This is a genomic window from Rhodococcus sp. RS1C4 (assembly GCF_002258225.1).
GTDB lineage: Bacteria > Actinomycetota > Actinomycetes > Mycobacteriales > Mycobacteriaceae > Rhodococcoides > Rhodococcoides fascians_E.
Map to the genome: position 1 here is coordinate 200,099 of NZ_NOXZ01000050.1, position 25,948 is coordinate 226,046.

At 65.7% G+C, this 25,948-nt stretch carries 27 protein-coding genes; 13 read left to right on the top strand and 14 right to left on the bottom strand.

Features of this window, described 5'->3' with window-relative positions; translation table 11 throughout:
* Positions 1–71: 71 nt before the first annotated feature.
* Positions 72–1,577, top strand: coding sequence for a glycerol kinase GlpK (glpK, locus tag CH289_RS26000; RefSeq protein WP_020112167.1), 1,506 nt, complete (start codon positions 72–74; stop codon positions 1,575–1,577).
* Here glpK and CH289_RS26005 read toward each other — a convergent pair.
* Together CH289_RS26005 and CH289_RS26010 are read right to left on the bottom strand one after the other, a co-directional pair.
* Positions 1,562–2,743: an aminotransferase-like domain-containing protein gene (locus CH289_RS26005; RefSeq protein WP_094728856.1), complete on the bottom strand. Its 1,182-nt coding sequence runs from the start codon at positions 2,741–2,743 to the stop codon at positions 1,562–1,564. The two genes, glpK and CH289_RS26005, sit on opposite strands and share 16 nt — an antisense overlap.
* 139 nt (positions 2,744–2,882) lie before the next feature.
* Entirely contained in the window at positions 2,883–4,289 is a 1,407-nt protein-coding gene (locus CH289_RS26010; protein ID WP_020112169.1) for an NAD(P)H-quinone dehydrogenase, read from the bottom strand.
* 170 nt (positions 4,290–4,459) lie between these two features.
* Between CH289_RS26010 and CH289_RS26015 the strand changes: the two genes are divergently transcribed.
* Positions 4,460–4,921 carry a gamma-glutamylcyclotransferase gene (locus CH289_RS26015; RefSeq protein ID WP_026347963.1) on the top strand — a complete coding sequence of 154 codons (462 nt, stop codon included), beginning with the start codon at positions 4,460–4,462 and terminating at the stop codon, positions 4,919–4,921.
* 6 nt (positions 4,922–4,927) lie between these two features.
* Here CH289_RS26015 and CH289_RS26020 read toward each other — a convergent pair whose 3' ends face one another.
* Genes CH289_RS26020 through CH289_RS26030 form a run of 3 tightly spaced genes read right to left on the bottom strand, consistent with a single transcriptional unit; the run spans position 4,928 to position 7,995 of the window.
* Entirely contained in the window at positions 4,928–6,106 is a 1,179-nt protein-coding gene (locus CH289_RS26020; protein ID WP_037142804.1) for a M20 family metallopeptidase, read from the bottom strand.
* Positions 6,103–7,272 carry a M20 family metallopeptidase gene (locus tag CH289_RS26025; protein ID WP_094728858.1) on the bottom strand — a complete coding sequence of 390 codons (1,170 nt, stop codon included), beginning with the start codon at positions 7,270–7,272 and terminating at the stop codon, positions 6,103–6,105. The genes CH289_RS26020 and CH289_RS26025 overlap by 4 nt, the downstream gene beginning before the upstream one ends.
* A 15-nt stretch (positions 7,273–7,287) precedes the next feature.
* On the bottom strand, positions 7,288–7,995 hold the full coding sequence (locus CH289_RS26030) for an enoyl-CoA hydratase/isomerase family protein (RefSeq protein ID WP_094728860.1): 708 nt from the start codon (positions 7,993–7,995) through the stop codon (positions 7,288–7,290).
* Positions 7,996–8,069: 74 nt separating this feature from the next.
* Here CH289_RS26030 and CH289_RS26035 point away from each other — a divergent pair, with 74 nt between their 5' ends.
* Both CH289_RS26035 and CH289_RS26040 read left to right on the top strand, forming a co-directional pair.
* Positions 8,070–8,903: a purine-nucleoside phosphorylase gene (locus CH289_RS26035; protein ID WP_033190495.1), complete on the top strand. Its 834-nt coding sequence runs from the start codon at positions 8,070–8,072 to the stop codon at positions 8,901–8,903.
* Positions 8,900–10,501, top strand: coding sequence for a phospho-sugar mutase (locus tag CH289_RS26040; protein ID WP_094728862.1), 1,602 nt, complete (start codon positions 8,900–8,902; stop codon positions 10,499–10,501). Before CH289_RS26035 ends, CH289_RS26040 begins: the two co-directional genes overlap by 4 nt.
* Position 10,502: 1 nt before the next feature.
* Here CH289_RS26040 and CH289_RS26045 read toward each other — a convergent pair whose 3' ends face one another.
* On the bottom strand, positions 10,503–11,366 hold the full coding sequence (locus CH289_RS26045) for a DUF2797 domain-containing protein (RefSeq protein WP_256977559.1): 864 nt from the start codon (positions 11,364–11,366) through the stop codon (positions 10,503–10,505).
* 59 nt (positions 11,367–11,425) lie between these two features.
* On the bottom strand, positions 11,426–12,049 hold the full coding sequence (gene upp / locus CH289_RS26055; protein ID WP_026347964.1) for a uracil phosphoribosyltransferase: 624 nt from the start codon (positions 12,047–12,049) through the stop codon (positions 11,426–11,428).
* Positions 12,050–12,155: 106 nt separating this feature from the next.
* On the opposite strand from upp, the gene CH289_RS26060 reads away from it, so the two are divergent.
* From CH289_RS26060 to CH289_RS26080, 5 genes are read left to right on the top strand one after another with little or no spacing between them, the layout of a single operon-like run.
* Positions 12,156–12,455 carry a type VII secretion target gene (locus CH289_RS26060; protein ID WP_026347965.1) on the top strand — a complete coding sequence of 100 codons (300 nt, stop codon included), beginning with the start codon at positions 12,156–12,158 and terminating at the stop codon, positions 12,453–12,455.
* On the top strand, positions 12,452–13,618 hold the full coding sequence (locus CH289_RS26065; protein WP_094728866.1) for a C40 family peptidase: 1,167 nt from the start codon (positions 12,452–12,454) through the stop codon (positions 13,616–13,618). Before CH289_RS26060 ends, CH289_RS26065 begins: the two co-directional genes overlap by 4 nt.
* Positions 13,615–13,956 carry a hypothetical protein gene (locus CH289_RS26070; protein ID WP_020112177.1) on the top strand — a complete coding sequence of 114 codons (342 nt, stop codon included), beginning with the start codon at positions 13,615–13,617 and terminating at the stop codon, positions 13,954–13,956. The genes CH289_RS26065 and CH289_RS26070 overlap by 4 nt, the downstream gene beginning before the upstream one ends.
* Positions 13,953–14,255, top strand: coding sequence for a YbaB/EbfC family nucleoid-associated protein (locus tag CH289_RS26075; protein WP_230594146.1), 303 nt, complete (start codon positions 13,953–13,955; stop codon positions 14,253–14,255). Before CH289_RS26070 ends, CH289_RS26075 begins: the two co-directional genes overlap by 4 nt.
* A gap of 15 nt (positions 14,256–14,270) precedes the next feature.
* Entirely contained in the window at positions 14,271–15,533 is a 1,263-nt protein-coding gene (locus CH289_RS26080) for a hypothetical protein (protein WP_020112179.1), read from the top strand.
* A 20-nt stretch (positions 15,534–15,553) separates the two neighbouring features.
* Here the strand turns inward: CH289_RS26080 and CH289_RS26085 are convergent, their stop codons facing one another.
* The 3 genes from CH289_RS26085 to CH289_RS26095 all read right to left on the bottom strand — a co-directional run bounded on the left by CH289_RS26085 (position 15,554) and on the right by CH289_RS26095 (position 18,434).
* Positions 15,554–16,678: an adenosine deaminase gene (locus tag CH289_RS26085; RefSeq protein WP_033190492.1), complete on the bottom strand. Its 1,125-nt coding sequence runs from the start codon at positions 16,676–16,678 to the stop codon at positions 15,554–15,556.
* A gap of 69 nt (positions 16,679–16,747) precedes the next feature.
* A complete protein-coding gene (locus CH289_RS26090) occupies positions 16,748–18,028 on the bottom strand; it encodes a thymidine phosphorylase (RefSeq protein WP_020112181.1) in 1,281 nt (426 codons plus the stop codon).
* Positions 18,021–18,434 (bottom strand): cytidine deaminase, encoded by a 414-nt coding sequence (locus tag CH289_RS26095; RefSeq protein WP_026347967.1) that lies wholly within the window; start codon positions 18,432–18,434, stop codon positions 18,021–18,023. The genes CH289_RS26090 and CH289_RS26095 overlap by 8 nt, the downstream gene beginning before the upstream one ends.
* Positions 18,435–18,702: 268 nt before the next feature.
* On the opposite strand from CH289_RS26095, the gene sdhC reads away from it, so the two are divergent.
* Genes sdhC through CH289_RS26115 form a run of 4 tightly spaced genes read left to right on the top strand, consistent with a single transcriptional unit; the run spans position 18,703 to position 22,117 of the window.
* A complete protein-coding gene (sdhC, locus tag CH289_RS26100; RefSeq protein ID WP_094620628.1) occupies positions 18,703–19,113 on the top strand; it encodes a succinate dehydrogenase, cytochrome b556 subunit in 411 nt (136 codons plus the stop codon).
* The gene (locus CH289_RS26105) at positions 19,113–19,568 is read left to right on the top strand and encodes a succinate dehydrogenase hydrophobic membrane anchor subunit (RefSeq protein ID WP_019666214.1); all 456 of its coding nucleotides are present in this window, start codon (positions 19,113–19,115) and stop codon (positions 19,566–19,568) included. The genes sdhC and CH289_RS26105 overlap by 1 nt, the downstream gene beginning before the upstream one ends.
* A 16-nt stretch (positions 19,569–19,584) precedes the next feature.
* Positions 19,585–21,336, top strand: a complete 1,752-nt coding sequence (gene sdhA / locus CH289_RS26110; protein WP_019666215.1) for a succinate dehydrogenase flavoprotein subunit — start codon at positions 19,585–19,587, stop codon at positions 21,334–21,336.
* 1 nt (position 21,337) lies between these two features.
* Positions 21,338–22,117, top strand: a complete 780-nt coding sequence (locus CH289_RS26115; protein WP_019666216.1) for a succinate dehydrogenase iron-sulfur subunit — start codon at positions 21,338–21,340, stop codon at positions 22,115–22,117.
* Positions 22,118–22,250: 133 nt separating this feature from the next.
* On the opposite strand, the gene CH289_RS26120 is transcribed toward CH289_RS26115, so the two are convergent.
* The 4 genes from CH289_RS26120 to CH289_RS26135 all read right to left on the bottom strand — a co-directional run bounded on the left by CH289_RS26120 (position 22,251) and on the right by CH289_RS26135 (position 25,904).
* Complete coding sequence (locus CH289_RS26120) at positions 22,251–22,562, bottom strand: hypothetical protein (RefSeq protein ID WP_020112183.1); 312 nt, start codon at positions 22,560–22,562, stop codon at positions 22,251–22,253.
* A gap of 110 nt (positions 22,563–22,672) precedes the next feature.
* Complete coding sequence (locus CH289_RS26125; protein ID WP_094728869.1) at positions 22,673–24,052, bottom strand: MFS transporter; 1,380 nt, start codon at positions 24,050–24,052, stop codon at positions 22,673–22,675.
* Between the two features lie 32 nt (positions 24,053–24,084).
* Entirely contained in the window at positions 24,085–24,912 is an 828-nt protein-coding gene (locus tag CH289_RS26130) for an aldo/keto reductase (protein ID WP_094728871.1), read from the bottom strand.
* Positions 24,913–24,926: 14 nt separating this feature from the next.
* Positions 24,927–25,904, bottom strand: coding sequence for a Gfo/Idh/MocA family oxidoreductase (locus tag CH289_RS26135; protein WP_094728873.1), 978 nt, complete (start codon positions 25,902–25,904; stop codon positions 24,927–24,929).
* Between the last annotated feature and the right edge of the window lie 44 nt (positions 25,905–25,948).

Consider the following 25,948-nt stretch of genomic DNA (forward strand, 5'->3'; position numbering starts at 1 on the left):
TCGGCGCCGAATCAAGGCTACCGTTCGAGGCGAGTACCCGCCCTGTGCATCGCACCTACGTAAGGAGAGACGTGACCTCCGACACCTTCATCGCTTCGATCGACCAAGGAACGACCTCGAGCCGGTGCATCATCTTCGGCCACGACGGGAAGCCCGTGGGGTCGGCACAGAAGGAGCACGAGCAGATCTTCCCCCGGGCGGGCTGGGTCGAACACGACGCCGAGGAGATCTGGGTCAACGTACGCGAGGTGGTCGGCGCGGCGCTCGGCAACGCCGACGTCAAAGCAGAGAACATCGCCGCGGTCGGCATCACCAATCAGCGTGAGACGACTCTGGTGTGGGACCGCGCGACGGGAAAGCCGGTGTACAACGCGATCGTGTGGCAGGACACTCGAACCGACGAGCTGTGCACCCGGTTGGCCGGTGACGAGGGAACGGACCGATATCAACACATCACCGGACTCCCCCTCTCCACGTACTTCGCCGGGCCGAAGGTTCGGTGGATCCTGGACAACGTCGACGGCGTCCGTGAGCGCGCCGAGGCCGGTGAGTTGTGCTTCGGCACGATGGATTCCTGGGTCCTGTGGAACCTGACCGGAGGCACCGACGGCGGAATCCACGTCACCGACGTCACCAACGCCTCACGCACGTTGCTGATGGACCTCGAGACGTTGCAGTGGCGCGAGGACATCTGCGCAGACTTCGACATTCCCGTCTCGATGCTCCCGGAGATCCGCACCTCGTCGGAGATCTACGGCGAGGTACGCCCGAAAGGAGTGCTTGCCGGAGTACCGATCGCCGGCATCCTCGGCGACCAGCAAGCCGCCACGTTCGGCCAGGCGTGCCTCGAGCCCGGTGAAGCGAAGAACACCTACGGAACCGGAAATTTCCTACTGCTCAACACCGGAACCACGCCCGTGCGCAGCGAGCACGGACTTCTCACCACCGTCTGTTACAAGCTGGGAGACAAGGACACCGTCTACGCGTTGGAGGGTTCCGTGGCCGTCACCGGCTCGCTCGTCCAGTGGCTACGTGACAACCTCGGAATCATCAAGAACGCGAAGGACATCGAAGACCTGGCGGGCACCGTCGACGACAACGGCGGCGTCTACTTCGTGCCTGCGTTCTCCGGGCTGTTCGCGCCGCGCTGGCGCCCCGACGCCCGCGGCGTGATCTCGGGACTGACCAGATTCGCCAACAAGGGCCACATCGCACGAGCAGCATTGGAAGCCACAGCGTTTCAGACCAGGGAAGTGATCGACGCGATGCGCGCCGATTCCGACGTGGAACTGACCACGCTCAAGGTCGACGGCGGGATGGTCGTCAACGAACTGCTGATGCAGTTCCAGTCGGACATACTCGGCGTTCCCGTCGTGCGCCCCGTCGTCAACGAAACCACCGCACTGGGTGCGGCATACGCTGCCGGGCTCGCCGTCGACTACTGGAGTGGCGAGGACGACATCCGCGCCAACTGGTCGGACGACAAGACGTGGGAGCCCGACCTCGACCCCACCGTTCGTGACGAGATGTACGCCCGGTGGAATCGAGCGGTCGAGCGCACCTACGACAGCGCGTGAGCCGACGCCAACCTGCGCACGGCCTCGTGTAGAACGTCGGGTTCGGCGCTGGCGAAGCACAACCGCATGGCGCCTTCGTACACCCTGTCGTCCGCGAAGGCTCTACCCGGGACGAACGCGACGCCGTGATCGAGCGCTCGCGGAAGCAGAGCCGTCGCGTCGGTACCGTCGTTCAGCGTCGCCCACACGAACATGCCGCCGTCCGCAGGCGACACCGACATGGCGTCACCGAACGTGGTGGTGAGAGCACGATGCAACGCGGCTGCGCGGCTGCCGTACTCGGCCCTCAACGTGTCCAGGTGCGCGGTCAACCACGGTGAGTCGCTGAGGAGCCGTGCCGCAATCTGCTGCGTCATCGACGATCCGCACAGGTCCGCGCCCTGCTTGAGCAGCTCGACGGCGTCGCACAGGGGTTTCGGCGCGACCAACCACCCCACCCGCAGCGCGGGCGCCAGAATTTTCGACGCGCTCGACAGTCTGATGACGCGGTCCGAGTGCGACGCGATCGGTGCCGGAGGCTGTGCGTCGAACCAGATCTCCCCGTACGGGTCGTCCTCGAGAATCCAGAAGCCGTACCGTTCGGCCAGTTCGGCGAGTGCGCGTCGGCGATCGGCCGACATCGTCACTCCCCGCGGGTTGTGGAAGTTGCTGACGGTATGGACGAGGGCCGGCCGAAGCCCTTCTGCCAGCAGCCGTTCCAACGCTGTGACGTCCATGCCCTCGTTGTCGATCGGAACCGCACGGACGTCGGCGCCGGCAATCGAGAAGACCTGCAGGGCACCGGTGTAGGCGGGTTCGTCCACGACGACGACTGCCCCCGGGTCGACCACTGCTTGCGCGACCAGCGTCAGAGCCTGCTGCGAACCGTGCGTCACGACGACCTCGGACGCGTCGATTCTGCGTCCGATCGCGGCCGATTCGCGGGCGGCAACGATGTCTCGGAGCCCGCGAACGCCGGAGGTCTCGCCGTACTGGACCGACGCAGTCTCGGCCAAAACGTAGTGCGCGGCGTCGCGAATCCGTTGCAGCGGAATCAATTCCGTGGCCGGTAGCCCGCCCGCCATGCTGATCACGTCACCTCGCGCGGTGAGCGCGAGAAGATCACGAATGGCGGAACTGTGCACGGTGTCGAGTCGGCGTGCCAGGGTCGGAAGGGTAGAAGTCATGAGATCTCCCCGTGTCGGATGCGTCTGAAAGAACCCGAGGATCGACTGGGGTGTGGAGGAGCCGGATGGTGGTCGGCTCCTCCACTATGTCATGACAAATCAAAATATGAAATGCGGATCTCACATTTCGAGACAGCAGCTAGTCCAGGTCGTCGTGCCGCATGAGCTGACGAGCAGCTTCGGTGATCGATCCGGTCAGCGACGGGTACACCGAGAACGTCGCAGCGAGATCGCCCACGGACAGGTTGTTCTGCACGGCCATCGCGATCGGCAGGATCAGTTCCGATGCCGTCGGGGCGACGACGACGCCGCCGATGACCACACCCGTCGCGGGGCGGCAGAAGATCTTGACGAAACCACGCTTGAGGCCGGACATCTTGGCCCGCGGATTGGTTGCCAGGGGAAGCATGACGGTCCGGGCCGGCACCTCACCCTTGTCGATCGAGGACTGACTGACGCCCACCGACGCGATCTCGGGACGCGTGAACACCGCCGAGGCAACGGTTTTCAGCTTGATCGGCGTGACGCCCTCACCGAGAGCGTGGTACATCGCGATGCGGCCCTGCATCGCCGCGACCGAGGCCAGAGGCAGCAATCCGGTGCAGTCGCCTGCGGCGTAGATACCGGCCACGGACGTACGAGAGACGCGGTCGACGCGCAGGTAACCACCCTTGTCGAGCTCGATCCCCACGTTCTCCAGCCCCAGCCCGGAGGTGTTGGGAACCGAACCGACCGTCATCAGAGCGTGGGATCCCTCGACCGTGCGTCCGTCGGCCAGTTTCACGATGACACCGTTGTCGGTGCGCTCCACCGAATCCGCGCGGGCATGCTTGACGAGGGTGACGCCCCTCTCGTTGAACGCGTCCTCGAGCACCAGCGCTGCATCCTCGTCCTCGTGCGGCAACACACGATCACGGCTGGACACGGCGGTGACCTTCACGCCCATCTCCGTGTACGCCGAGACGAACTCGGCACCGGTCACACCGGAGCCGACGACGATGAGGTGCTCGGGAAGTGCATCGAGATCGTAGAGCTGACGCCAATTGAGAATGCGCTCACCGTCGGGCTCGGCGCCCTTCAGGATGCGCGGGCTCGCCCCCGTCGAGATGAGTACGACGTCGGCGTCGAGGATCCGCTCGGACCCGTCGGCGAGCGTCGCGCGAATCTGATGCGCGGCCATTCCCACCTTCGAGTCGATCAGCTCACCTCGACCCGAGATGAGCTCGACGCCCACCGATCGCACACGGGCGGCGATGTCCGCGGACTGCGCCTGCGCGAGCGACTTCACACGCTCGTGGATCTGCGGCAGAGCGATCGCCGCCTGCGACGGGTCGAGGGCGATGCCGAGATCGCTCGCGCGCCGCATCTCCGTTCTGATGCCGGTCGACGCTATGAAGGTCTTCGACGGCACACAGTCCCACAGAACACACGCACCACCGATCCCGTCGGCGTCGACGAGCGTCACCGTTCCCCCGTGCTGCGCCGCCACCAGTGCTGCCTCGTACCCAGCGGGTCCGCCACCGATGATCACGATCCGCGTCGTCATTGATCCTCTTTCTGAAGATTGGGGGAGCCTCGTTGCTGACATCGAGGCTATTCCAGTGACGCGCGTCATGCAGTGGTAAGGATTACTTCACTTCGCCTCGACCAGCACGAATGCCACGATCCGGGGTCGGCCCGCGACCGACCGCACGCCGACGGTTTAGGCTGGCCGACGTGCCAATCTATGCCGCCTACGGATCGAACATGCATCCGGAGCAGATGTTGCAGCGTTGCCCTCACTCCCCGCTGTCCGGAACAGGATGGTTGCATGGGTGGCGCCTGACGTTCGGTGGCGGCGATATCGGCTGGGAAGGTGCGCTGGCCACCGTTGCACCCGATGCAGACGAGAAGGTCTTCGTCGTGCTCTACGACGTGTCGGACGAGGACGAGCAGAGCCTGGACCGGTGGGAAGGCTCGGAGCTCGGCATCCACCGCAAGGTTCGCTTGCGTGTCGACACCGCGGACGGGCCGGTGCTCGCGTGGCTCTATGTGCTGGACGCCTACGAGGGAGGCCTGCCGTCCGCGCGCTACCTCGGGGTCATGGCCGAGGCAGCGGAGATCGCCGGGGCGCCCGCCGAGTACGTCCGAGACCTCCGCACGCGCAACAGCCGGAACGTCGGCCCCGGCACCCCCTAGCTCACGTCAGTGGGGGTCGAGGGCGATACCGGTCAGTACCTTGACGCCCACCCCGAGAGCGCGCTCGTCCAGGTCGAACGTCGGCTGGTGAATGTCGAGCTGGGGTCCGGAGCCGGACCACACTCCCAGCCTGGCCATGGCACCCGGAATATCTTCCAGATACCAGGAGAAATCCTCGCCTCCGCCGGATTGAGGCGTGTCCGCGAGCGCCGTCGGCCCGAGCCTGCGGATGGCGTTCTCGAACGTTCGCGTCACCTCGGGTCCGTTGACCACGGGCGGAACCCCGCGCCGGTAGTTCAGTTCGAATCGGACGCCCGTCGGGGCGAGCAAGCCCGCGACGATTTCCGTCACCAGTGGCTCGAGAAGTGCCCAGGTCTCGTGATCGCCGGTACGGACGGTTCCGGTGAGCATGCCTGTCTGCGGGATCGCGTTCGGTGCCTGACCCGCGACAACTGCGCCCCACACCATCACCGTGCTGGTCCGCGGGTCGATCCGCCTGCTGAGCATGCCGGGCAAGCCGGTGATCACGGTTCCGAGTGCGTGCACCAGATCCGCCGTCAGATGCGGGCGGGACGTATGACCGCCCGGGGAGTCCAGGCGTAGTTCGACGGTGTCGGCCGCGGACGTGATGGCGCCGACGCGCACTCCCACCTTGCCGACCTCGAGCCTCGGGTCGCAGTGCAGTGCGAAGATCTTGGACACACCGTCGAGACCGCCGGCGGCGACCACGTCGAGGGCACCACCGGGCATGACTTCCTCGGCGGGCTGGAAAATGAGCCTGATCCCGAACGGCAGGTCCGGCAGCGACGCCAACGCCAGCGCCGTGCCGAGAAGTACCGTCGTGTGGGCGTCGTGTCCGCAGGCGTGGGACACACCGGGGACCGTCGAGCTGTACGACGCGCCCGTGAATTCCTGCAGCGGCAACGCATCCATGTCCGCGCGCAGCGCGACGCGAGGGCCGCTGGGTCCGATGTCGCACGTCAGTCCCGTTCCGCCCGGCAACAATTTCGGGCTCAGGCCGGCGGCTTCGAGTTTCTGGACGACGAACGCAGTGGTGGCGAACTCCTGGCGAGCGAGCTCGGGGTTGGCGTGAATGTGACGACGCCACTCCGACAGCTCGTCGGTGTGGTCGAGGATCCATTTGTCGACGAGGGCGAACCGATCGTCGGTCGACGCGATCGTCATCTGCTCGCCCGCGCTTCCGCGCCGTCGAGCAGGCGATCGCGCACAGCCGGGTCCTGTGCCGCGCGCACTGCTGTTCGCGCGAGCAACCGCGCTCCGTCGAGCACCGCGGTATCCGCCGACTCGGTGATGCAGGCTGCCGCGAACTCCGGTTGATGCGTCACCGCACCTGCCGAATCCAAGCCTATGACCGGGTGGATCCCCGGCAGAACGTTCGTCACATTTCCCATGTCGGTGCTGCCCAGTGGGCGGAATCCTTCCAGTTCGGGTGCCAATGGTGAACGACCGATCGCTTCGGCCTCGCGCCGGAACTGCGCGACCAGCCACGGGTCGGGGGTCAGTTCCTCGTACGTCGGTGACACGGTGCGGATCTCGTGAGTACAGCCTGTGGCGACAGCCCCCGCTTCGAAGCAGCCGAACGCTTTGCGCGTCAGAGCCGCAAGCGATTCCGACGACGTCGCCCGCAGGTAGTACAGAAGCTCGGCATGGCCGGGAACGATGTTGGGCGCCAGCCCACCGTCGCCGACGATCCCGTGCAGTTGCTGTCCCGGCGACAGGTGTTGGCGCAGATGACCGACGGCGACCTGCGCGACGGTGACGGCGTCACCGGCGTTGATTCCCCACTCCGGGGCAGCCGACGCGTGTGCCGCGCGCCCGGTGTACGTCACCGCGACGTCCGACAACGCCAACGATGTCGCCCCGACGATGTCGAACGGGCCGGGATGCACCATCAGCGCCGCACCGACACCGTCGAAGACCCCGCGTTCGAGCATCAGCACCTTGCCGCCGCCGCTCTCCTCGGCGGGAGTGCCGAGAAGACGCACGGTGATGCCGAGGCTGTCGGCGAGCGGGGCAAGAGCCACCGCTGCACCCGCGGCGGCTGCGGCGATGATGTTGTGTCCGCACGCATGGCCGATCTCCGGGAGTGCGTCGTACTCCGCGCAGATGCCGATGACCAAATCTCCGCTACCGAACGTCGCCGTGAATGCGGTGGGAAGATCGGCCACACCGCGTTCGATCTCGAAATCGTGGGCGGCGAGTAGATCGGTCAGTTTGGCGACACTTCGATGCTCCTCGAACGCGAGCTCGGGCTCGGAATGAATCGAGTGCGACAGCGCGAGCAGCTCTGGTGCGGCGCGGTGGACACCGCTGTCGGTCTCATCGATCACCGCACCAGTCTGTCACTACTGGTTTCCGAAGCTGAAGTTGCTCTCACCGGTCGGAATGTTCAACGCTGCGAGGACGTCGGCGTGGATCCCTGCCTTGATCCCCGCCAGGTTCTTCCCCCGCGTGCTCGTCGACGCGGCGGCCCGCTCGACAGCAGCGACCAGCACCTGATCCTCGTCGACGGCGGCGTCGGCGATCCCCGCCGCGACCGCGTCCGCACCTCCGTAGCGGCGTCCTGTCGTCATGGCCTCGACCGCGGTCTGCTTCGGCAACCGGCCGTTGACGAGGGCGGACATGCCCACCGTGAACGGCATGTTCAGGTTCACCTCCGGAAGGCAGTAGAACCCTCGGTCGGCCCGCACGATCCGAAAATCGTGCGCGGTGGCCAACATGGCACCTGCGCCGAACGCATGGCCCTGCACCGCGGCGATCGTCGTCATCGGAAAGGTCAACAGCCGTGTGTAGAGCGTGTGGACGCGGTCGAGGTAGGACGTGATCTTGTCGAGGTTGGCGAACAGCCAGTCGGTGTCGAGTCCGTTGGTGAAGAACTTGCCGGTCGCCGTCGTCACCAGCGCCGCCAGGCCTTCCGCGGCCTCCACCTCGTCGAGCAGTGCGTGCACACGGTCGATCCAGTCGGGATGGAAGCGGTTCTCGTTGTTCTCGGGACCGTCCTGGTCGCCGAGGAAGAGAATGTGGACGTCACCGTTGCGCTCGAGATATGGCATGCGGCAATCCTACCCATCGGTAACATGCGATGGTCCAAGAACCACGGGACACCCATCTCCTAGGGTGGTCAACCGTGGGAACTTCTGACTCGAACTCCAGCACTGCAGACCCGACGGTCGACCCGGCCGGTGCCGCCGCCGGCGCTGCGCAGGCCATCGCCGACGCGACCGGTGTCGCCTCGCACTCGGTCGCGATCGTGCTCGGCTCCGGGTGGCAGGCCGCAGCCGACCGATTCGGCGCACCGACCGCCACGGTGTCGATGAGCGACCTCCCCGGGTTCGCCCCGCCGTCGGCGTCCGGGCACTCGGGCACCATCACATCCGTGAAGGTCGGAGACACCGACACCCTGCTGCTGCAGGGACGCACCCATGCGTACGAGGGCCACGAGCTCCGCCGTGTAGTCCACCCGATTCGCACGGCCATCGCGACGGGTGTCGGCACGGTGGTTCTCACCAACGCCGCGGGCGGAATCCGCGAGGGCATGAGCGTCGGACAGCCCGTGCTGATCTCCGATCACCTGAATCTGACGGCGCGATCCCCACTGATCGGGGCAGAGTTCGTCGACCTCGTCGATGCCTACTCGCCCGAGCTGCGTGCCCTGGCCCAGGACATCGATCCGACCTTGGAGGAGGGTGTCTACGCGGGCCTGCCAGGGCCGCACTACGAGACTCCTGCCGAGATCAGGATGCTGCGAGCGCTCGGTGCGGACCTGGTCGGTATGTCGACGGTGCACGAGACCATCGCCGCACGTGCGCTGGGCGCCCGTGTCCTCGGCGTGTCCCTCGTGACCAACCTTGCAGCCGGAATGACCGGCGAGCACCTCGATCACAAGGAAGTACTGGAAGCCGGGAAGGCGTCGGCGGAGCGGATGGGCGAGCTGCTGCACCGCCTGGTCGGCGCACTGTGACCTCCGACCTTCAGGCGCAGGTCGCGGCGTGGATCGCCGCCGATCCCGACCCTGCCACCCGAGAAGAGCTGGCCGAGCTCCCGGAAAGCGAACTCGCGGAACGATTCTCGGCACCACTGAGTTTCGGCACTGCAGGACTGCGAGGCGCAGTGCGTGCAGGCCCCAACGGCATGAACGTCGCGGTCGTCACCCGCACGTCCGCCGGAATCGCAGCGTGGCTGCACAAGCAGAAGCTCGACGGAAGCACGGTCGTCGTCGGCCGCGATGCGCGACACGGTTCCGATGCCTTCGCAACGGCAGCCGCCGAGGTTTTCGCAGCACAGGGCTTCGACGTCGTCCTGCTCCCCCGACCACTGCCGACACCCGTCCTCGCGTTCGCCGTGCGAGCCCTGAACGCCGAGTTGGGCGTCCAGATCACGGCGTCGCACAATCCCGCCGCGGACAACGGATACAAGGTGTACCTCGGTGGAGGCGCGCAGTTGGTTCCGCCCGCAGACAAAGAGATCGAGGCGGAGATCGCCGCAGTCGGTCCCGCCGCCGACGTCCCACGAACCATCGTCTTCTCCGGTGGCTCCGACGTCACCGCACGCTACCTCGACACGATTGCGCCCCTGGCACGTTCGACCGAACGCGGCATCCGCATCGCACTGACGCCGATGCACGGCGTCGGCGGCGAGGTCGCGGTCGCAGCGTTACGCAGCGCCGGATTCCGCGACATCTCATTCGTGACAAGCCAATTCGACCCAGACCCCGAGTTTCCGACGGTGGACTTCCCCAACCCGGAGGAGCCTGGCGCCGCCGACGCCGTGCTCGCGCTGGCCCACGAGATCGAGGCAGATCTGGCGATCGCGTTGGATCCGGACGCGGATCGCTGCGCGATCGGTGTCCCGGGCCTCGACGGGTGGCGCATGCTCAGCGGTGACGAGACCGGTGCACTGCTCGCGGAGCACATCCTGAGCAACGCACCTCCGAACTCGTTGGTGGCCAACACCATCGTCTCCTCGCAGTTGCTGTCGAAACTTGCACCGGCCCGGGGTGCGCGCTACGCACGAACCCTCACCGGATTCAAGTGGCTCGTCCGTGCGGGTGACGGCCTGGTGTACGCCTACGAGGAAGCGATCGGGCACTGCGTCGACCCACAGTCGGTCAACGACAAGGACGGAATCTCCGCTGCCGTGATGCTGGCAGATCTCGTTGCGACGCTGAAGCAGAACGGACGCACGCTCCTGGACGCTCTCGACGATCTCGCCGTCGAGTTCGGAGTGCACGCGGGCGCACAGGTGTCCAAGCGAGTCGAGGACACCGATCGGATCACCCGGATGATGGCGGATCTGAGGCACGCTCCACCGACCGACTTGGGCCCTCGCCCACTCACCGTCACGGATTATCTGCAGAATGCAGGCGCGCTGCGCACCGACGCGGTGGAGCTCGCCGGACAAGGCGTACGCATCATCGTCAGGCCGTCCGGGACGGAGCCCAAGGTGAAGGCGTACCTCGAGGTCGTCGAACCCGTGGACTCCCGCGAGGGACTGGCGGATGCACGAGTCCGGGCGCAGGCGACGCTCGACGAACTGAGGGCCTTCGCGCAGGACCTGTGACCTAGAACAGTGCGGTCTGGACGGCGGGAAGGTCGGACGTGTAGTCCCCGAACCTGATTCGGCGCCCTTTCAGCGCGTGCAGATCCACCACGTACAACGTCTCGTCGGCGGCGTCTCGTCCCGTGGTCGACGTGGTGATGTCCACGATGGCCGTTTGACCGATGCAGGCATTCACGGTGAATCCGTGCGGGCCGCTCGTGAGGTCGCCGGGGTAGGCGAGCCGGTTGCCGGAGGCAAGGTCGCGGAACCCTGCCACCTCCCAGGATTCGGTGACGACGCGATACCCGGGGTCGTCGGACACCGGAGCGAGGTCCTCGCGCACCGTCGTCGCCAGTGACGCCGTCGCAGCACCCAACCGTGCAGTGTCGACGGGGAGGGCCAGGGCCGCGGCCTTCGCCGACGACCGGACGGCTTGGCGTACCTGGAGTCGCTCGGTGACGCGATCTTCGAGCACCCGTACGATCTTGCCGTCGTCGGCCCGCGCCACGTACTCGGCGCAGACCGCTCCCTGCTCGGCGAGCCTGCCCCATTTCCTGGTATCCGCTGCGGTACCGACCTTGTGCACTCCGCCCGCGAACGTCGCGATGTACAACCAATGCGGTTGCATCACATGAGGTTCGAGATCCTTCGACACGAATCCTCCGCGGTGGACGGTGTGCACGAACCGGAACGGATCCTTCGACTCGCACTCCTCGCACTGACTACCGCTGTCCACGGGACGTTGATCGGGGCACGGTACATATCCGGGCGCCGCCCCGAACGCCACACGCCCGGTGCACCAGCGCTGGGCACCGAGCGCGTGGAACCCGAGATGCCCGCCGCGCAGATCGACCGTTCTCACCTCACGCGACTCGACGTCCAGCACACGCAACCGAGGGTCACCCTCCTGCGCGGGCCAGGTGACCCCGAGGACCAGCGAGACGCTCAGCGTGGACCGAACTGACGGTCACCGGCGTCGCCGAGCCCGGGAACGATGAAGGCATCCTCGTTCAGACCGTCGTCGATGCTCGCGGCGACCAGTCGCACCGGCAGTCCCGACGCCTCCAACGCCGCCACGCCCTCCGGTGCGGCAACGACGCAGATGCACGTCACATCCGCTGCACCCCGCTCGACGAGCAATTCGATCGTGTGAACCATGGACCCGCCGGTCGCCAGCATGGGATCGAGCACGTACACGGGCGTCGTCGACAGGTCGTCGGGCAGCGATTCCATGTACGGCACCGGCTGGTGCGTCTGCTCGTCACGCGCCATCCCGACGAAGCCGACGCGGGACTGCGGGATGAGACCGCTCGCTTTCTCGACCATTCCGAGTCCTGCGCGAAGGACGGGAACCAGCAGTGGCGGCTTGCTCAGCCGAGTGCCACTGGTGACGGCGACCGGAGTCTTGACGTCGAACGTCTCGATCGCCGCGTCGCGGGTGGCTTCGTAGACCAACATGTGGGTGAGTTGGCGAAGGGCGGAGCGGAAGGTTGCGTTGTCGCTGCGCTCGTCGCGCATCCTCGTGAGCAGTGCTGCGGCCAGTGGATGTTCGACCACGTGAGTTTCCATGGATCCAAGGATAATTGTGGGAACCGATCGGCCCTCGGTTGCGTCGAAGATAAATGTAGGGATTTCCCTGCGCGGATCGAGCGGCTCGAGCAACCTGGGGGAACCGGTGACGGAGATTTCGGCAGTGGCAGCGGGGATACACGCGTTCTCGTCGACGGCGGGGTCCATGGCGGCCGAGGTCGCCGTCGCGGCCGCCGCCACGGCCGCGACGGGCCCGGCCGTGCTCGCGCCGGTGTTCGGCGCAATCGGGACGGAATTTCTCGCCGCGTTCACCGCGGTGCACACTGCCCACACCGCTGCGGTGTCCCGGCTGGCCGGCACCGTCGCGAGCATCGGGGTTGCTGCGTCCGCGTCGGCCGCCGGGTACGACACCACCGATGCGTCGACGGCTGCGAGCCTGGCGTGATCGATGTGCTGGCGAAACCGATCACGGATCTGCTGGGCGGATTCGGGTCGGGAATCATTCCCGCAGGTGGTCCGGCGGATGTACTGAGATCGTCGTCTCGGGCACTCGACTCCGTGCAGAGCATCGGGCGATCCGCCATCGGAGAACTGGCTGCTACGTGGAGTGGTCCGGCCGCGACGGCGGCGCTGGACCTCGCCGGACAGGTGCAGACGAGCGCGATCGGGTTGTCCGAGCACGGTGACGAGATCGCGGCCGTCGTGGACCGCGCATGCGACAAGGTACAAGCCGGCCTTGTCGAGTTCCACGGCATCCTGCAGTCCTTCGTCACGGTGGCCACCACTGCCGCACCCGTGCTGTTCACTCCGGCCGGGTCGACAATGCTGATCGGTGCGGCAATCGATCATCTGCAGCGGGCGCTCGCCGTCGTCGCACGTGTGCGAGCCGAGCTCGCCGGCCACGCAGCGGAGATCGGCGCGTACGCGGCGCCACCGCCGGTTCCCGAGCCCGCCGGGGCTGCTCCCACCGCCGCCTCCCCTGCCCCGGACCCGGACAGGACCGTGACGGCCGCGGCGCCTGGATCCGATCCGGGAAGCCAGTTCGGTCAGAACTTCCTTCGCACGGTGTCCGCGTCGGCACCCTCGATGCCCGACGCACCGTCCTCGCTCCTCTCACCGTCCTCGGGTCCGGCCGCATCGCCTCCCCCGTCGGGCATGTCGATGTACACCGGAACTCCGGACCGCACGACAGCCGACACCGGCGCGCCCGGCCGCGGCGTTCAGGTCGCTCTGCCCGACGGCAGCGTCGCGACTGCTCCCAACGAGCAAGCCGCGGGTGCAGTCAGAAGCGCTCTGACTCAGCAGGGCACTCCGTACGTCTGGGGAGGCACGTCCCCCGGGCAGGGCCTCGACTGCAGCGGGCTCACCCAGTGGGCGTACGGAGAGCAGGGAGTCGAGATTCCGCGGCTGGCTCAGGAACAGAACGTCGGCACCCAGGTCGGGCAGGACGAGCTGATGCCGGGCGATCTGGCTGTGTGGGACGGCCATGTCGCGATGGTCATCGGGAACGGCCAACTCGTGGAAGCAGGTGACCCGGTACAGGTCGGCGAGATCAGGACGACCAACTCCGGCATGGGCTTCAAGGGCTTCTACAGGCCCACCGAATGACGGACGAGACGACGAGCGAGCCGATGATCGCGCAGGCGGCTACTCGAGACGACTCGGTACGGGTACGTGCATCAGAGTCGGGCTTGCCTGTGTCCATTCACATCGATTCGGCCGAACTCCGCTACGGCGGTGCAGAATTGGCTGCCACGGTGCTCGATCTCTGCAGGCGCGCAACCGAACGGGCGCGTGCCGAACGGAGAACACTTCTCGAACAATCGGGGATGAGCAGGGATGTCCTGGACATGCTCGGCCTGCCGTCCGCATCCGACGTCGCGGACGCGGAGAACGAACTGATGGACACCGAGCAGCCACCGTCGTCGTGGATGACACCACTGTGACCGATCCGATCGACATGCTCGTGGCACACGCGGACCGTGCTCTGGACACCATGCACGACGCGTCGGAGGCACTGGCATCGCTGCAGGTCACACGTCGCACCGAGGACGGGCACGTGTCGGTCACCGTCGACGGCAGCGGTGCGTTGACCGCGCTGGAGCTGGCACCCGACCTCACGGGAACGTCGGCCCGGGACCTCGGACGAGCAATCGTCGAACTGTCCTCCGACGCGGCGCGGGAAGCTCTCGAACGTCGCGCGGCGATCTTGGACAGGATGCAAAGTTCCCTCTCAGAGACCTGAGATAGGCTTCCGGCCATGGCTGGCGACATCATCCCGATCGAACTTGGTCTCACCCGCGGCGACTTCGTCACCCTGTGGGCTCCGGAGTGGCGAGAGGGCGACGACGAGTGGGAGGCGTTCCTCGGGCACGAGGAAGACCTCTACGGCTTCGAAGCCGTTGCTCACCTCGCCGCATTCATCCGGAACGACAACGACAACGACCTCGTCGACCATCCGTCGTGGACGGTCGTGTCCTCGCTTGCGGCGAACGAGCTCGAGCCCGACGATCTACACCGGTTCGATCTGGTCGGTGTGCCAGAGCTCGTCGCCGAGGAACCCGACTCCGACGTCCTGGCCGAGCTCACTGCCATCTTCGAGATGGTTCAGACCATCGGCGACGTCTGTGAGATCAACTCTGTCGCTTCGTTCTTCGCCGGCAACCCCCACCTGGGTTCGGTGGGTCTCGGCGTCGACGCCTACGTCGGCAAGGACGGCCAGAAGCTGTGGGACCGCATCGGTGCGTCCATCGCCAAGAGCTGGGACGACATCATCGACGCCATCGACTCGGTGGTCACCACACCCGACGTCGACGCCAAGGCCGTGGACGTCGCGGAGGCGGAACTACTGGCCGCCGCGGAGAACATCGTCGACGCCGACGATCTCAGCGAGGACGACCCCGACGAGGACACCGAGGACGGCGAGAGCGACACCGAGGAGGATCCGGATCCCATTGCCGTGCACGCCGCCGAGGACGATTTCTGGGCGGGTGTCGGTATCGACCCGGTACGCATCATCACGTCCGAGGACACCTACTACACCCTGCGGTGCTACATCGACGACGAGCCGATCTTCCTCGGGCGCACCGGGTCCATCACCGTGTTCGGGTCCGAGCGTTCGCTGGCCCGCTACCTCGCCGACGATCACGATCACGATCTCGCCAAGGTCAGCACGTTCGCCGACGTTCAGACGGCCGCGATCGACGGCTCACTGCAGATCGAGGTGACCGACGACAACGTCTACGTCCTCCCCGGCCTGGCCGACGACCTCGCCGAGGGTCCGGATTCGGTGGATACCGACCAGCTGGATCTGGCCGTCGAATTGTTCACCGATGCAGCGGACTTCGCCGACGACGATTCGGTGGAGGAAGCGCTCGCCAGTTCCACGCCTCTGGGGTGGTACGTGTCGTACACCCTCGAGCCGGATCCGAACAGGCTGGCGCCGAGTCCGCCGTTCGCCGTCGAAGCCGAGGCGTGGCGGGCGCTCGAACGCGAATTCGAGGCCCGCCTACGCAAGGAGTGACCTGTGGCCGGCTCGCCGGTTCAGCCGACGAGTACCGCGTAACCCGGTTTGACGACGTCGTCGATCAGCTCGAGTCGTTCGTCGAACGGGATGAACGCGGACTTCATGGCATTGATGGTGAACCGCTCGAGGTCCGTCCAGCCGTATCCGAATGTGCTCACCAGCTTGTGCATCTCGCGTGACATGGTGGTGTCGCTCATGAGCCGGTTGTCGGTGTTGACGGTGACGCGGAAACGCAGCCGGGCCAACAGATCGAACGGATGCTTCTCGAGGCTGTCGACTGCACCTGTCTGAACGTTGGAGCTGGGGCACAGTTCCAGGGGCATCCGCTTGTCCCGCACGTATGCGGCGAGCAGGCCGAGGTTCGGGACACCGTCGGAGGAGACGTCGATGTCGTCGATGATTCGCACTCCGTGCCCGAGTCGGTCCGTCCCGCAGAACGCGACGGCCTCCTGGATCGACGGCAGCCCGAAGGCCTCACCGGCGTGGATGGTGAAGTGCGCGTTGGCTGCTCGCATGTACTCGAATGCGTCGAGGTGACGACTCGGAGGGAAGCCTGCTTCCGCACCGGCGATGTCGAACCCGACGACACCGCGATCACGGAAGCGCACCGCCAGCTCGGCGATCTCCCGAGACCGCGCCGCGTGGCGCATGGCCGTCAGCAGACAACCGACCCGAATCCTCTTGCCGTTCACCCGTGCCGCCGACTCGCCGGCCCGGAATCCTTCGAGAACGTGCTCGACGACCTGGTCGAGCGAGAGCCCTCGATCCAGATGTTGCTCGGGTGCGAAGCGGACCTCTGCGTAGATGACCCCGTCGTCGGCGAGATCCTCGGCGCACTCACGCGCAACCCTCGACAACCCCTCCGGTGTCTGCATCACCGCAACGGTGTGCGCGAAGGTTTCGAGGTACCGCTCGAGCGAACCACTGTCGGCGGCAGTGCGAAACCACTCCCCGAGAGCCTGTCCGTCCGTCGCGGGCACGCCGTCGTATCCGCATTCCTCGGCGAGCTCCAGGACGGTCTGCGGCCGCAGACCGCCGTCGAGATGGTCGTGCAGCAGTGCTTTCGGAGCGGTCTTGATGGTGGGGAGGTCGAGCGGCGACGACCCGCCGGTGGACTCTGTCGATCTGGTCGCGGTACTCATGGTCCGACGGTAGCGCGATCGTCGAACGTTCGCGTGTCATCGGCCCCGCGCCGCACCCACGGCTGCGCGCTACCCGCCCACTCGTTCCAGGACGATAGGCGACGCCTCGAACGTGTCTCCGAAAGACCAGGCGTCGGCCATCGCCGCCGTCGCGTACTCGAACTTCTCGGGGGTGTCGGTGTAGAGGGTGGCGATCTTCTGCCCGGCGGTGACGCGGTCCCCAGGCTTCGCGTGCAGACGTACCCCGGCGCCCGCCTGCACCGGCTCGCCCTGCCGCTCCCGCCCCGCGCCGAGCCTCCAGGCGGCGACGCCCACACCCATCGCATCGAGGCCCGTGATCACACCGTCGGACTCGGCGGTGATGTCGTGCGACTCCGCCGCGACCGGAAGCGGAGCCGACGGATCTCCGCCCTGCGCGGAGATCATCGCCTTCCACCGGTCCATGGCAGTACCGTCGGCCAGCTTGTCCGCGGGGTCGACACCTTCGATTCCGGCTGCGGACAGCATCGTTCGGGCAAGCGTGACCGTCAGTTCGACGATGTCCGCGGGCCCTCCGCCGGCGAGAACTTCCAGCGATTCCTCGACTTCGAGCGCGTTGCCTGCGGTCAGTCCGAGCGGTGAATCCATCGCTGTCAGAAGAGCGATGGTGCGCACACCTGCGTCGCTTCCGAGATCGACCATGGCTTCCGCCAATGTCCGAGCGTCGGCGAGGTTCTTCATGAACGCGCCCGCGCCCACCTTGACGTCCAGGACGAGTGCGCCGGTTCCTTCGGCGATCTTCTTGCTCATGATGGAACTGGCGATCAACGGGATCGACTCGACGGTTCCGGTGACGTCACGCAGGGCGTAGAGCCTCTTGTCGGCGGGCGCGAGGTCCGCGTTGGCGGCGCAGACGACGGCACCGACCGCGGGATCGGCGAGGATCCGGTGGATGTCGTCGCCGGTCAGGTCCGCGCGCCACCCAGAAATGGACTCCAACTTGTCGAGCGTGCCCCCGGTGTGGCCCAGCCCCCGACCGGACAGCTGGGGAACCGCAGCGCCGCAGGCGGCCACCAGCGGGGCGAGGGGCAACGTGATCTTGTCACCCACTCCCCCCGTCGAGTGCTTGTCGACGGTGGGCCGGGGCAGACCGCTGAAGTCCATCGTCGATCCAGACGCGATCATCGCCGACGTCCATCGGCTCAGTTCGGAGCGCGTCATGCCTCGCCAGAAGATGGCCATCGCGAGGGCGGCCATCTGCTCGTCGGCGACGACGCCCCGAGTGAAGGCGTCGATCACCCAATCGATCTGGTCGGCGGTGAGCTCGTGGCCGTCGCGTTTGGCGGAGATGACGGAAGTTGCGTCAGACATGGTTCCCCACTCTGCCCGATTCGAGGTCGTCCGGACCGAAGGCAGACGGCAGCAGGTCCCCCAGCGGGGTCGGTCCGGATGCGGTGTCGACGAGCAACCCGGCCCCGCCGAACTCGAACAACAACTGCCTGCATCGGCCGCAGGGCATCAACTTCTGCCCGCGGCTGTCGCAACATGCGAAGGCGACCAAACGTCCGCCTCCGGTCGAATGAAGGTTGGACACGAGCCCACACTCTGCGCAGAGCCCCAAACCATATGAGACATTTTCCACATTGCATCCGGTGACAATTCGCCCATCGTCCACTAAAGCCGCGGCACCGACCGGATAGTCGGAGTACGGCGCATAGGCTTGCCTCATAACCTCATGAGCTTTGTCTCGCAACGTTTTCCAGTCGATTTCAGGCATGTTCACAATCAAATCACGGGCGAGTCCGCCGTGCACCACAGACGACTGAACCGATCCCGAAGAATTGGGAAGGCAAACCTAACAACGAAATGCAGGTCAGTACGAATCTCGAGTCGAATTAGTTCCAAGTTTCCAATGGGTTTAGAGTTCGAAGACGGCGGCATTCGATAACCGTTCGGAGCCGGAGTAAGACAAATCGAGCCAGGCATTCAAGCCCCGGCTACCAGGCTCGACGCGTCCACCAATGACGTTGGAGGCTTTGCACTCGATGAGTAGCACGACGGAAGTCGCTCCGGCCAAGGAGCGTAAGCGGTCTCTGTACCGCGGTGATCCCGGAATGTGGTCCTGGGTTCTGCACCGGATCACCGGTGTGTTGGTGTTCTTCTTCCTGTTCGTCCACGTTCTGGACACCGCAATGGTCCGGGTCAACCCCGAGACGTACGACGCGATCATCGACACCTACAAGACGCCGCTCGTCGGCCTCATGGAGATCGGTCTCGTCGCTGCAGTGCTGTACCACGCACTCAACGGCATCCGCGTCATGCTGGTCGACTTCTGGTCCAAGGGACCGAAGTACCAGAAGCTGATGCTGTGGGTCATCGCCGCGGTGTGGATCGTGGTCATGATTCCGGGAGCGGGCCGAATCTTCTACAACATGTTCACAGCGAGCGGGCACTGATGGCAACGACACACGGATCCGAGGCCAAGTCCCTCGGCAAGACCTACGACCGACCGGCAAGCCTGGACAACCCGCGCTCGCCGCGCCGGAAGTCCCGCGGCAACTTCGAGCTGTACGCATGGCTGTTCATGCGCTTCTCCGGACTCGCGCTCGTCGTCCTCGTTCTGGGCCACATGTTCATCATGTTGATGCTCGACGAGGGAGTGCACCGCATCAACTTCGCGTTCGTCGCCGGACGCTGGTCGAGCCCCTTCTGGCAGTTCTGGGACCTGACGATGCTGTGGCTGGCTCAGCTGCACGGAGGCAACGGCCTGCGCACCATCATCGCGGACTACTCGCGTAAGGACTCGACCCGATTCTGGCTGACGACGCTGCTCGTGCTGTCGATGATCCTGATCATGGGCTTGGGCACCTACGTCATCTTCACCTTCGATCCGAACATTTCGGCGAGCTAAGGGAACTGAAGCATTCATGCAGGAACATCGTTATGACGTGCTCATCGTCGGCGCCGGCGGCGCAGGCATGCGAGCAGCCATCGAAGCCGGCCCCCGGGCCCGCACGGCGGTACTGACCAAGCTCTACCCGACGCGCTCGCACACCGGTGCCGCGCAGGGTGGCATGTGTGCCGCGCTCGCCAACGTCGAGGAAGACAACTGGGAGTGGCACACCTTCGACACCGTCAAGGGTGGCGACTACCTCGCCGACCAGGACGCCGTCGAGATCATGGCCAAGGAAGCGATCGACGCCGTTCTGGACCTCGAGAAGATGGGTCTGCCGTTCAACCGGACACCCGAGGGCAAGATCGACCAGCGTCGTTTCGGTGGCCACACCCGTGACCACGGCAAGGCCCCCGTTCGACGTGCGTGTTACGCCGCCGACCGCACCGGCCACATGATCCTCCAGACGCTCTACCAGAACTGCGTCAAGCACGACGTGGAGTTCTACAACGAGTTCTATGCGCTCGATCTCTGCTTGACCGAGACGGACAACGGTCCGGTTGCGACCGGCATCATCGCCTACGAGTTGGCGACGGGCGAACTGCACATCTTCCACGCCAAGTCGATCGTCTTCGCGACGGGCGGCTCGGGCCGGATGTACAAGACCACCTCCAATGCCCACACGCTCACCGGCGACGGTATGGGCATCGTCTTCCGCAAGGGACTTCCCTTGGAGGACATGGAGTTCCACCAGTTCCACCCGACAGGTCTCGCAGGTCTCGGCATCCTCATCTCCGAGGCCGTGCGAGGCGAGGGCGGCATCCTCCGCAACGAGTCCGGCGAGCGCTTCATGGAGCGCTACGCCCCCACCATCAAGGACCTCGCACCTCGCGACATCGTCGCGCGCTCGATGGTCCTCGAGGTACTCGAAGGACGCGGTGGCGGTCCCAACAAGGACTACGTCTACATCGACGTCACGCACATCCCCGAGGAAGTTCTCGACGAGAAACTCCCGGACATCATGGAGTTCTCGCGCACCTACCTCGGCGTGGACCCCGTTAAGGAGCCCGTGCCCGTCTACCCGACGTGCCACTACGTCATGGGCGGTATCCCCACCAAGATCAACGGTGAGGTGCTGCGCAACAACGACGACATCGTCCCCGGCCTCTATGCGGCAGGTGAGTGCGCATGCGTGTCGGTGCACGGCGCAAACCGTCTCGGCACGAACTCGCTGCTCGACATCAACGTCTTCGGACGTCGCTCGGGCATCGCAGCGGCCAAGTACGCCAACTCCGTGGACTTCACCCCGCTTCCGGAGGAGCCGGCGAAGATGGTCGAGGAGTGGCTCGAGCTCGTTCTGTCCGACCACGGCCACGAGCGCGTCGCGGACATCCGCACCGAGCTGCAGCAGTCCATGGACAACAACGCCTCGGTGTTCCGTACCGAGGAGCGTCTCGAGACCGCGCTGAAGGACGTCCGCGCCCTCAAGGAGCGGTACAACCACATCACCGTGCAGGACAAGGGAACTCGCTACAACAGCGATCTCCTCGAGGCCGTCGAACTCGGCTTCCTGCTCGAGATGGCAGAGGTCACGGTCGTCGGAGCACTCAACCGGAAGGAATCGCGCGGCGGACACGCACGCGAGGACTACCCCAACCGCAACGACGACGAGTACATGAAGCACACCATGGCCTACAAAGAAGGCACTGGCCTGCTCACCGACATCCGTCTGGACTACAAGCCGGTAATCCAGACCCGTTACGAGCCGATGGAGCGGAAGTACTGATATGAGCGCCCCCACTCTCGACAAGCCAGATCAGGTCGCCGAGCCGCCCGTGCCCAACGGTGCAGTGATGGTCACCCTGAAGATCGCCCGCTTCAACCCGGAGAACGGCGAAGGACAGCACTGGGACAGCTTCCAGGTGCCGACGCTGCCGACGGACCGCCTGCTCAACCTGCTGCTGTACGTGAAGGGCTACCTCGACGGCACCCTGACGTTCCGTCGCTCCTGTGCACACGGTGTCTGCGGCTCCGACGCCATGCGCATCAACGGCGTCAACCGTCTCGCCTGCAAGGTGCTGATGCGTGACATGCTGCCGAAGGACTCGTCCAAGTCGTTGACCATCACGATCGAGCCCATCAGGGGTCTGCCGGTCGAGAAGGACCTCATCGTCGACATGGAGCCCTTCTTCGATGCCTTCCGCGCCGTCAAGCCGTTCCTCATGGCCAGCGGCAACGAGCCGACGCGTGAGCGCATCCAGAGCCAGGCCGACCGCGCCCGGTTCGACGACACGACCAAGTGCATCCTCTGTGCATGCTGCACCACGTCGTGCCCCGTCTTCTGGAGCGACGGCAGCTACTTCGGTCCGGCCGCCATCGTCAACGCACACCGGTTCATCTTCGACAGCCGCGACGAAGGCGCCTCCGAGCGTCTGGACATCCTCAACGACGTCGAAGGCGTGTGGCGCTGCCGCACCACCTTCAACTGCACCGACGCATGCCCTCGTGGCATCCAGGTCACCAAGGCGATCCAGGAAGTCAAGCGCGCACTGTTGTTCGCTCGCTAGACCGCTGTCGCCACGGCGTCGCGGGTAGCCGCACCGCTGATCGCGTGAAAGGGCCGTGCATACGATCTGATCGTATGCACGGCCCTTTCGCGTATGTGGTGGGTCGGACAGGCCCCGCTGCGTCGAGGGGGAATCAGTCGTCGTGCCGGTCGTCCCAGTCATCGTCGTGCCGGTCGTCCCAGTCATCGTCGTGCCGGTCGTCCCAGTCATCATCGTGCCGGTCGTCCCAGTCGTCGTCGTGCCAGTCGTCGTCGAACGGCTGCGGTGGTACGCCTGGATCGGTTGGGTTCGGCGATGCCGGCGCGGAGTCGGGTGCGGTCGGAGTCGATGTCGGTAGCTGTGCGGGCGCTGGGCTGTCGTCGGCGAGTGCGACGGCGCCGATTCCGCCGAGTGCGAGAAGTGTCGCCGCGGATCCGGCGACGGCGAGTGTGACTACTTTCCTCATGGTGTGTTCCCTTCGATGTCCGACTTTCGGTGACATGGCAAGCATGTCCGTCGAACGTGAGAGGAAGAGGAAGCCGAGATGAGGAAATTCTCATCGTCCACCAGGGTGGATCAGGCCGAGGTCTTGGGCTTCGTCACCGCGGCACCGGCGTCGAACGGGAGGAGTAGGCCGCCGACCACCACGACGGTCATGAGGACCCCCAGTGAGGCGAAGGACAGTGCGAACGCCTGCCCCGACTGCCACCCCAACCCGCCGACGACGCCGGTGGACACGGTCAGGGCGATTGCTCCCAGCGCGACGCCCAATCCGGAGAACAGCTCTTGAGCCGACGCGTGGAACGTGTTGGCGTGGGTGAGTCGGTCGCTGTCGATGTCCGCGAAGGCCAGGGTGTTGTACGCGGTGAATCCGACGGACCGCAACGCCCCACTGATCACCAGGACGGCAGCGATGATCACCGGCGACGTGTCCACGTCGACGAGTGCTATCGCTCCGAAGCACAGCACCGACAACGCTCCGTCGGCGATGATGACGGTCCTGATTCCGAATCGTCGCATGAGCGGCGTCGTCGTCGGCTTGACGAGGATGTTGCCCGCGAACAGAGCGATGACCATCAGTCCGGAGACGAACGGCGACCAGCCGAAGCGAAGCTGGAACATCAACGGCAGCAGGAACGGGACAGCCGTGATCAGCATGCGGTAGAACGATCCGTAGGTCGCGGTGTTGCGGAACGATTCGATCTTCAGCACCGTCAGGTCCAGCAGCGGATGCTCGGTCCGGGTCAGGTGAACAGCGGCGACAGCCAGAACCAGCGCCGCGAAGACCACGCCGGTTCCCACCGTGAGCCAGTTCGTTCCCTCGGTGCGAACACCGTCTAGGGACACGATCAACACCGCGACACCGACGGCAGTAGCCACCAACCCGCGCCAGTCGAGTGGCCGACGCGCCCGGCTGCCGTCGACGCCGCGCACGAGCCGCAGTCCCACCACGAATCCGATGATGCCGAGCGGCACGTTGATCAGGAAGATCCACCGCCAGGACGCATAGGTGACGATTGCGCCGCCGACCGCGGGGGAGATGACCGGCGCGGTCAGTGCAGGCCAGGTGAGGTACGCGATCGCTCGCACGAGTTCGGTTTTCGTCGTGGCGCGCAGCACTGCCAGCCTGCCGACCGGCACCATCATGGCGCCGCCGACGCCTTGCAGTACCCGCACCACGACCAGAGCCGGAAGGGTCGGGCTCAGCGCACACCCGATCGACGCCGCGGTGAACACCACGATCGCAGCCAGGAACACACGTCGAACACCGAAGCGGTCGGCCATCCACCCGCTCGCCGGGATCAGAACGGCGAGCGTGAGGATGTACGACGAGATGGCGATACCGATGTCGACCGGATCCACTCCGAACGATTCGGCCATCGCGGGCACAGCGGTCGCGATGACCGTCGCGTCCAGAATCTCCATGAACAGCGCGCCGGCGACGAGCAGCGCCAGCCCGCGAGGAAATACCGACGCGCCTGCGCCGGTCAGAACTCCTCGTGGGTGTCGGGATCCTGGCCCCAGATACGCCCACGCTCCAGTGACGAGATCGCCGCCACCTCGTCGTCGGTCAGGGTGAAACCGAAGATGTCGAGGTTCTGGCGCTGACGATCAGGGTTGGACGACTTCGGTAGCGACACCGAACCGAGCTGATTGTGCCACCGCAGGACCACCTGGCCCGGCGAAACGTCGTGTGCGGCGGCTGCATCCGCAACCGGGTCGGCCTTCAACAGCTCCGAGCCTCGACCGAGTGGACTCCAGCTCTCGGTGACGATTCCGTGCTCGGCGTGGTACGCGCGCAACCCTGCTTGGGGGAAGTACGGATGGAGCTCGATCTGGTTGACCACCGGAGCAACTCCGGTCTCCTGCACCAGCCGGTCGAGATGCGCTTCGGTGAAGTTGGAAACACCGATCGACGTCGCGACACCGTCACGCTGGAGGTCGATCATCGCACGCCACGTGTCCACGTACTTGTCCACCTTCGGCAGGGGCCAGTGGATGAGCAGCAGGTCGATTCGTTCCAGGCCCAGGTTCTCCAGCGAGAGCCGGACGGATTCCTTGGCCTCGTCGTAGCCGTGGTAGCGACCGGGAATCTTCGTCGTCACGAGAATCTCGTCACGAGGAACGCCGGACTCCCGGACAGCCTGTCCGACGCCTTCCTCGCTGCCGTACCGCAGCGCGGTGTCGATCAGACGGTAACCGGATTCGAGCGCCGACGTGACCGTCGCCGCCATGTCTTCCCCGTCGGCGACAACCGTCCCCAGACCCACTGCGGGGAGGACGGTTCCGTCGGCGAGCGGGAATGTCGATGTCATGGAACCTCTTTCGATCAGTATTCGACGGTGACCGTTCGGCCGCCCTCGTTCATCGATACCACGAGTGCGTCGGCGACGAGACCGGCGCGCAGGCCCGCGTCGGCGTCGGCGAGGGTGGAGGCGCGGCCTTCCTCGATCGAATCGACCCATTCCTGGAGTTCGAGTCGGTAGGCCTCGGCGTAGCGGGGAACCCAGTCGAGGGGGTATTCGATGGAGCGCTTGAGTTCGCTGTCGACGATGACATGTGCCGGGATGGCGAACTGCGCGATCCCTTCTTCCCCGACGATCTCGCATCGCGTGTCGTAACCGTACCGTGCGTTCACGAACAGTTCGACGGTCATGAGAACGTCGGATTCGGTGCGCAGCAGCATGATCTGGGGGTCCTGACGAACTCCCGAGTACTTGCTGGTGCGTCCCGCATGCCAGCTGACCTCGGTGATGGGTGAGCCGAGCAGCCACGGCATGATGTCGAGCTCGTGGATCGCGGAGTTGGTGATGGTCGCGGCGGAGTCGCCGGGACCGGCCACCACGTTGCGGCTGATGCAGTGCGCAACGAGGGTGTCGCCGATCCGCTCGGGTGCCGCTGCGCGCTTGAGTTCGTTGTACGCGGGGTCGAATCGGCGCATGAACCCGACGGTGATGAGGTTGCGGTCGCCCTGTGCGGCGATGATCTCGCGGCACAGGTCGGCCGTCGGCGCGAGGGGCTTCTCGCACAGGACCTGCTTGCCCGCTGCGAGCGCGGCGTGCACGAGCTCGGCGTGGGTGGAGTCGTGCGACGCCACGACGATCGCGTCGACCGAGTCGCTGGCGATGAGCTCGAAGCCGTCGGCCGCCACGTCTGCGGCCTTCAGCTCTGCGGCGACGGTCTTGGCCCGGTCGGTGTCGAAATCGGCGACTGCCGACACCTCCGCACCCGAGATCGATCCGTTGATCTTGCGAGCGTGATCGGCACCCATGACGCCGACTCCGATGATTCCAACGCGTACAGTCATGTGCTGAGTATTACATCCTGATGTCCTAACAAACTACCCTTCGA

Bases quoted from the DNA above. Each gene is read 5' to 3' on its own strand.
- upp (WP_026347964.1), bottom strand. From the start codon at position 12,049: ATGGAAACTCACGTGGTCGAACATCCACTGGCCGCAGCACTGCTCACG.
- CH289_RS26095 (WP_026347967.1), bottom strand. From the start codon at position 18,434: ATGCCTGAAATCGACTGGAAAACGTTGCGAGACAAAGCTCATGAGGTT.
- CH289_RS26070 (WP_020112177.1), top strand. From the start codon at position 13,615: ATGACGGACGAGACGACGAGCGAGCCGATGATCGCGCAGGCGGCTACT.
- CH289_RS26085 (WP_033190492.1), bottom strand. From the start codon at position 16,678: ATGAGTACCGCGACCAGATCGACAGAGTCCACCGGCGGGTCGTCGCCG.
- CH289_RS26090 (WP_020112181.1), bottom strand. From the start codon at position 18,028: ATGTCTGACGCAACTTCCGTCATCTCCGCCAAACGCGACGGCCACGAG.
- CH289_RS26080 (WP_020112179.1), top strand. From the start codon at position 14,271: ATGGCTGGCGACATCATCCCGATCGAACTTGGTCTCACCCGCGGCGAC.
- CH289_RS26115 (WP_019666216.1), top strand. From the start codon at position 21,338: ATGAGCGCCCCCACTCTCGACAAGCCAGATCAGGTCGCCGAGCCGCCC.
- CH289_RS26020 (WP_037142804.1), bottom strand. From the start codon at position 6,106: ATGACGATCGCGTCGACCGACGATCGGTTCGCCCTCGTCGACAAATGG.
- CH289_RS26130 (WP_094728871.1), bottom strand. From the start codon at position 24,912: ATGACATCGACATTCCCGCTCGCCGACGGAACCGTCCTCCCCGCAGTG.
- sdhC (WP_094620628.1), top strand. From the start codon at position 18,703: ATGAGTAGCACGACGGAAGTCGCTCCGGCCAAGGAGCGTAAGCGGTCT.
- CH289_RS26010 (WP_020112169.1), bottom strand. From the start codon at position 4,289: ATGACGACGCGGATCGTGATCATCGGTGGCGGACCCGCTGGGTACGAG.
- sdhA (WP_019666215.1), top strand. From the start codon at position 19,585: ATGCAGGAACATCGTTATGACGTGCTCATCGTCGGCGCCGGCGGCGCA.
- CH289_RS26135 (WP_094728873.1), bottom strand. From the start codon at position 25,904: ATGACTGTACGCGTTGGAATCATCGGAGTCGGCGTCATGGGTGCCGAT.
- CH289_RS26005 (WP_094728856.1), bottom strand. From the start codon at position 2,743: ATGACTTCTACCCTTCCGACCCTGGCACGCCGACTCGACACCGTGCAC.
- CH289_RS26105 (WP_019666214.1), top strand. From the start codon at position 19,113: ATGGCAACGACACACGGATCCGAGGCCAAGTCCCTCGGCAAGACCTAC.
- CH289_RS26120 (WP_020112183.1), bottom strand. From the start codon at position 22,562: ATGAGGAAAGTAGTCACACTCGCCGTCGCCGGATCCGCGGCGACACTT.
- CH289_RS26030 (WP_094728860.1), bottom strand. From the start codon at position 7,995: ATGCCATATCTCGAGCGCAACGGTGACGTCCACATTCTCTTCCTCGGC.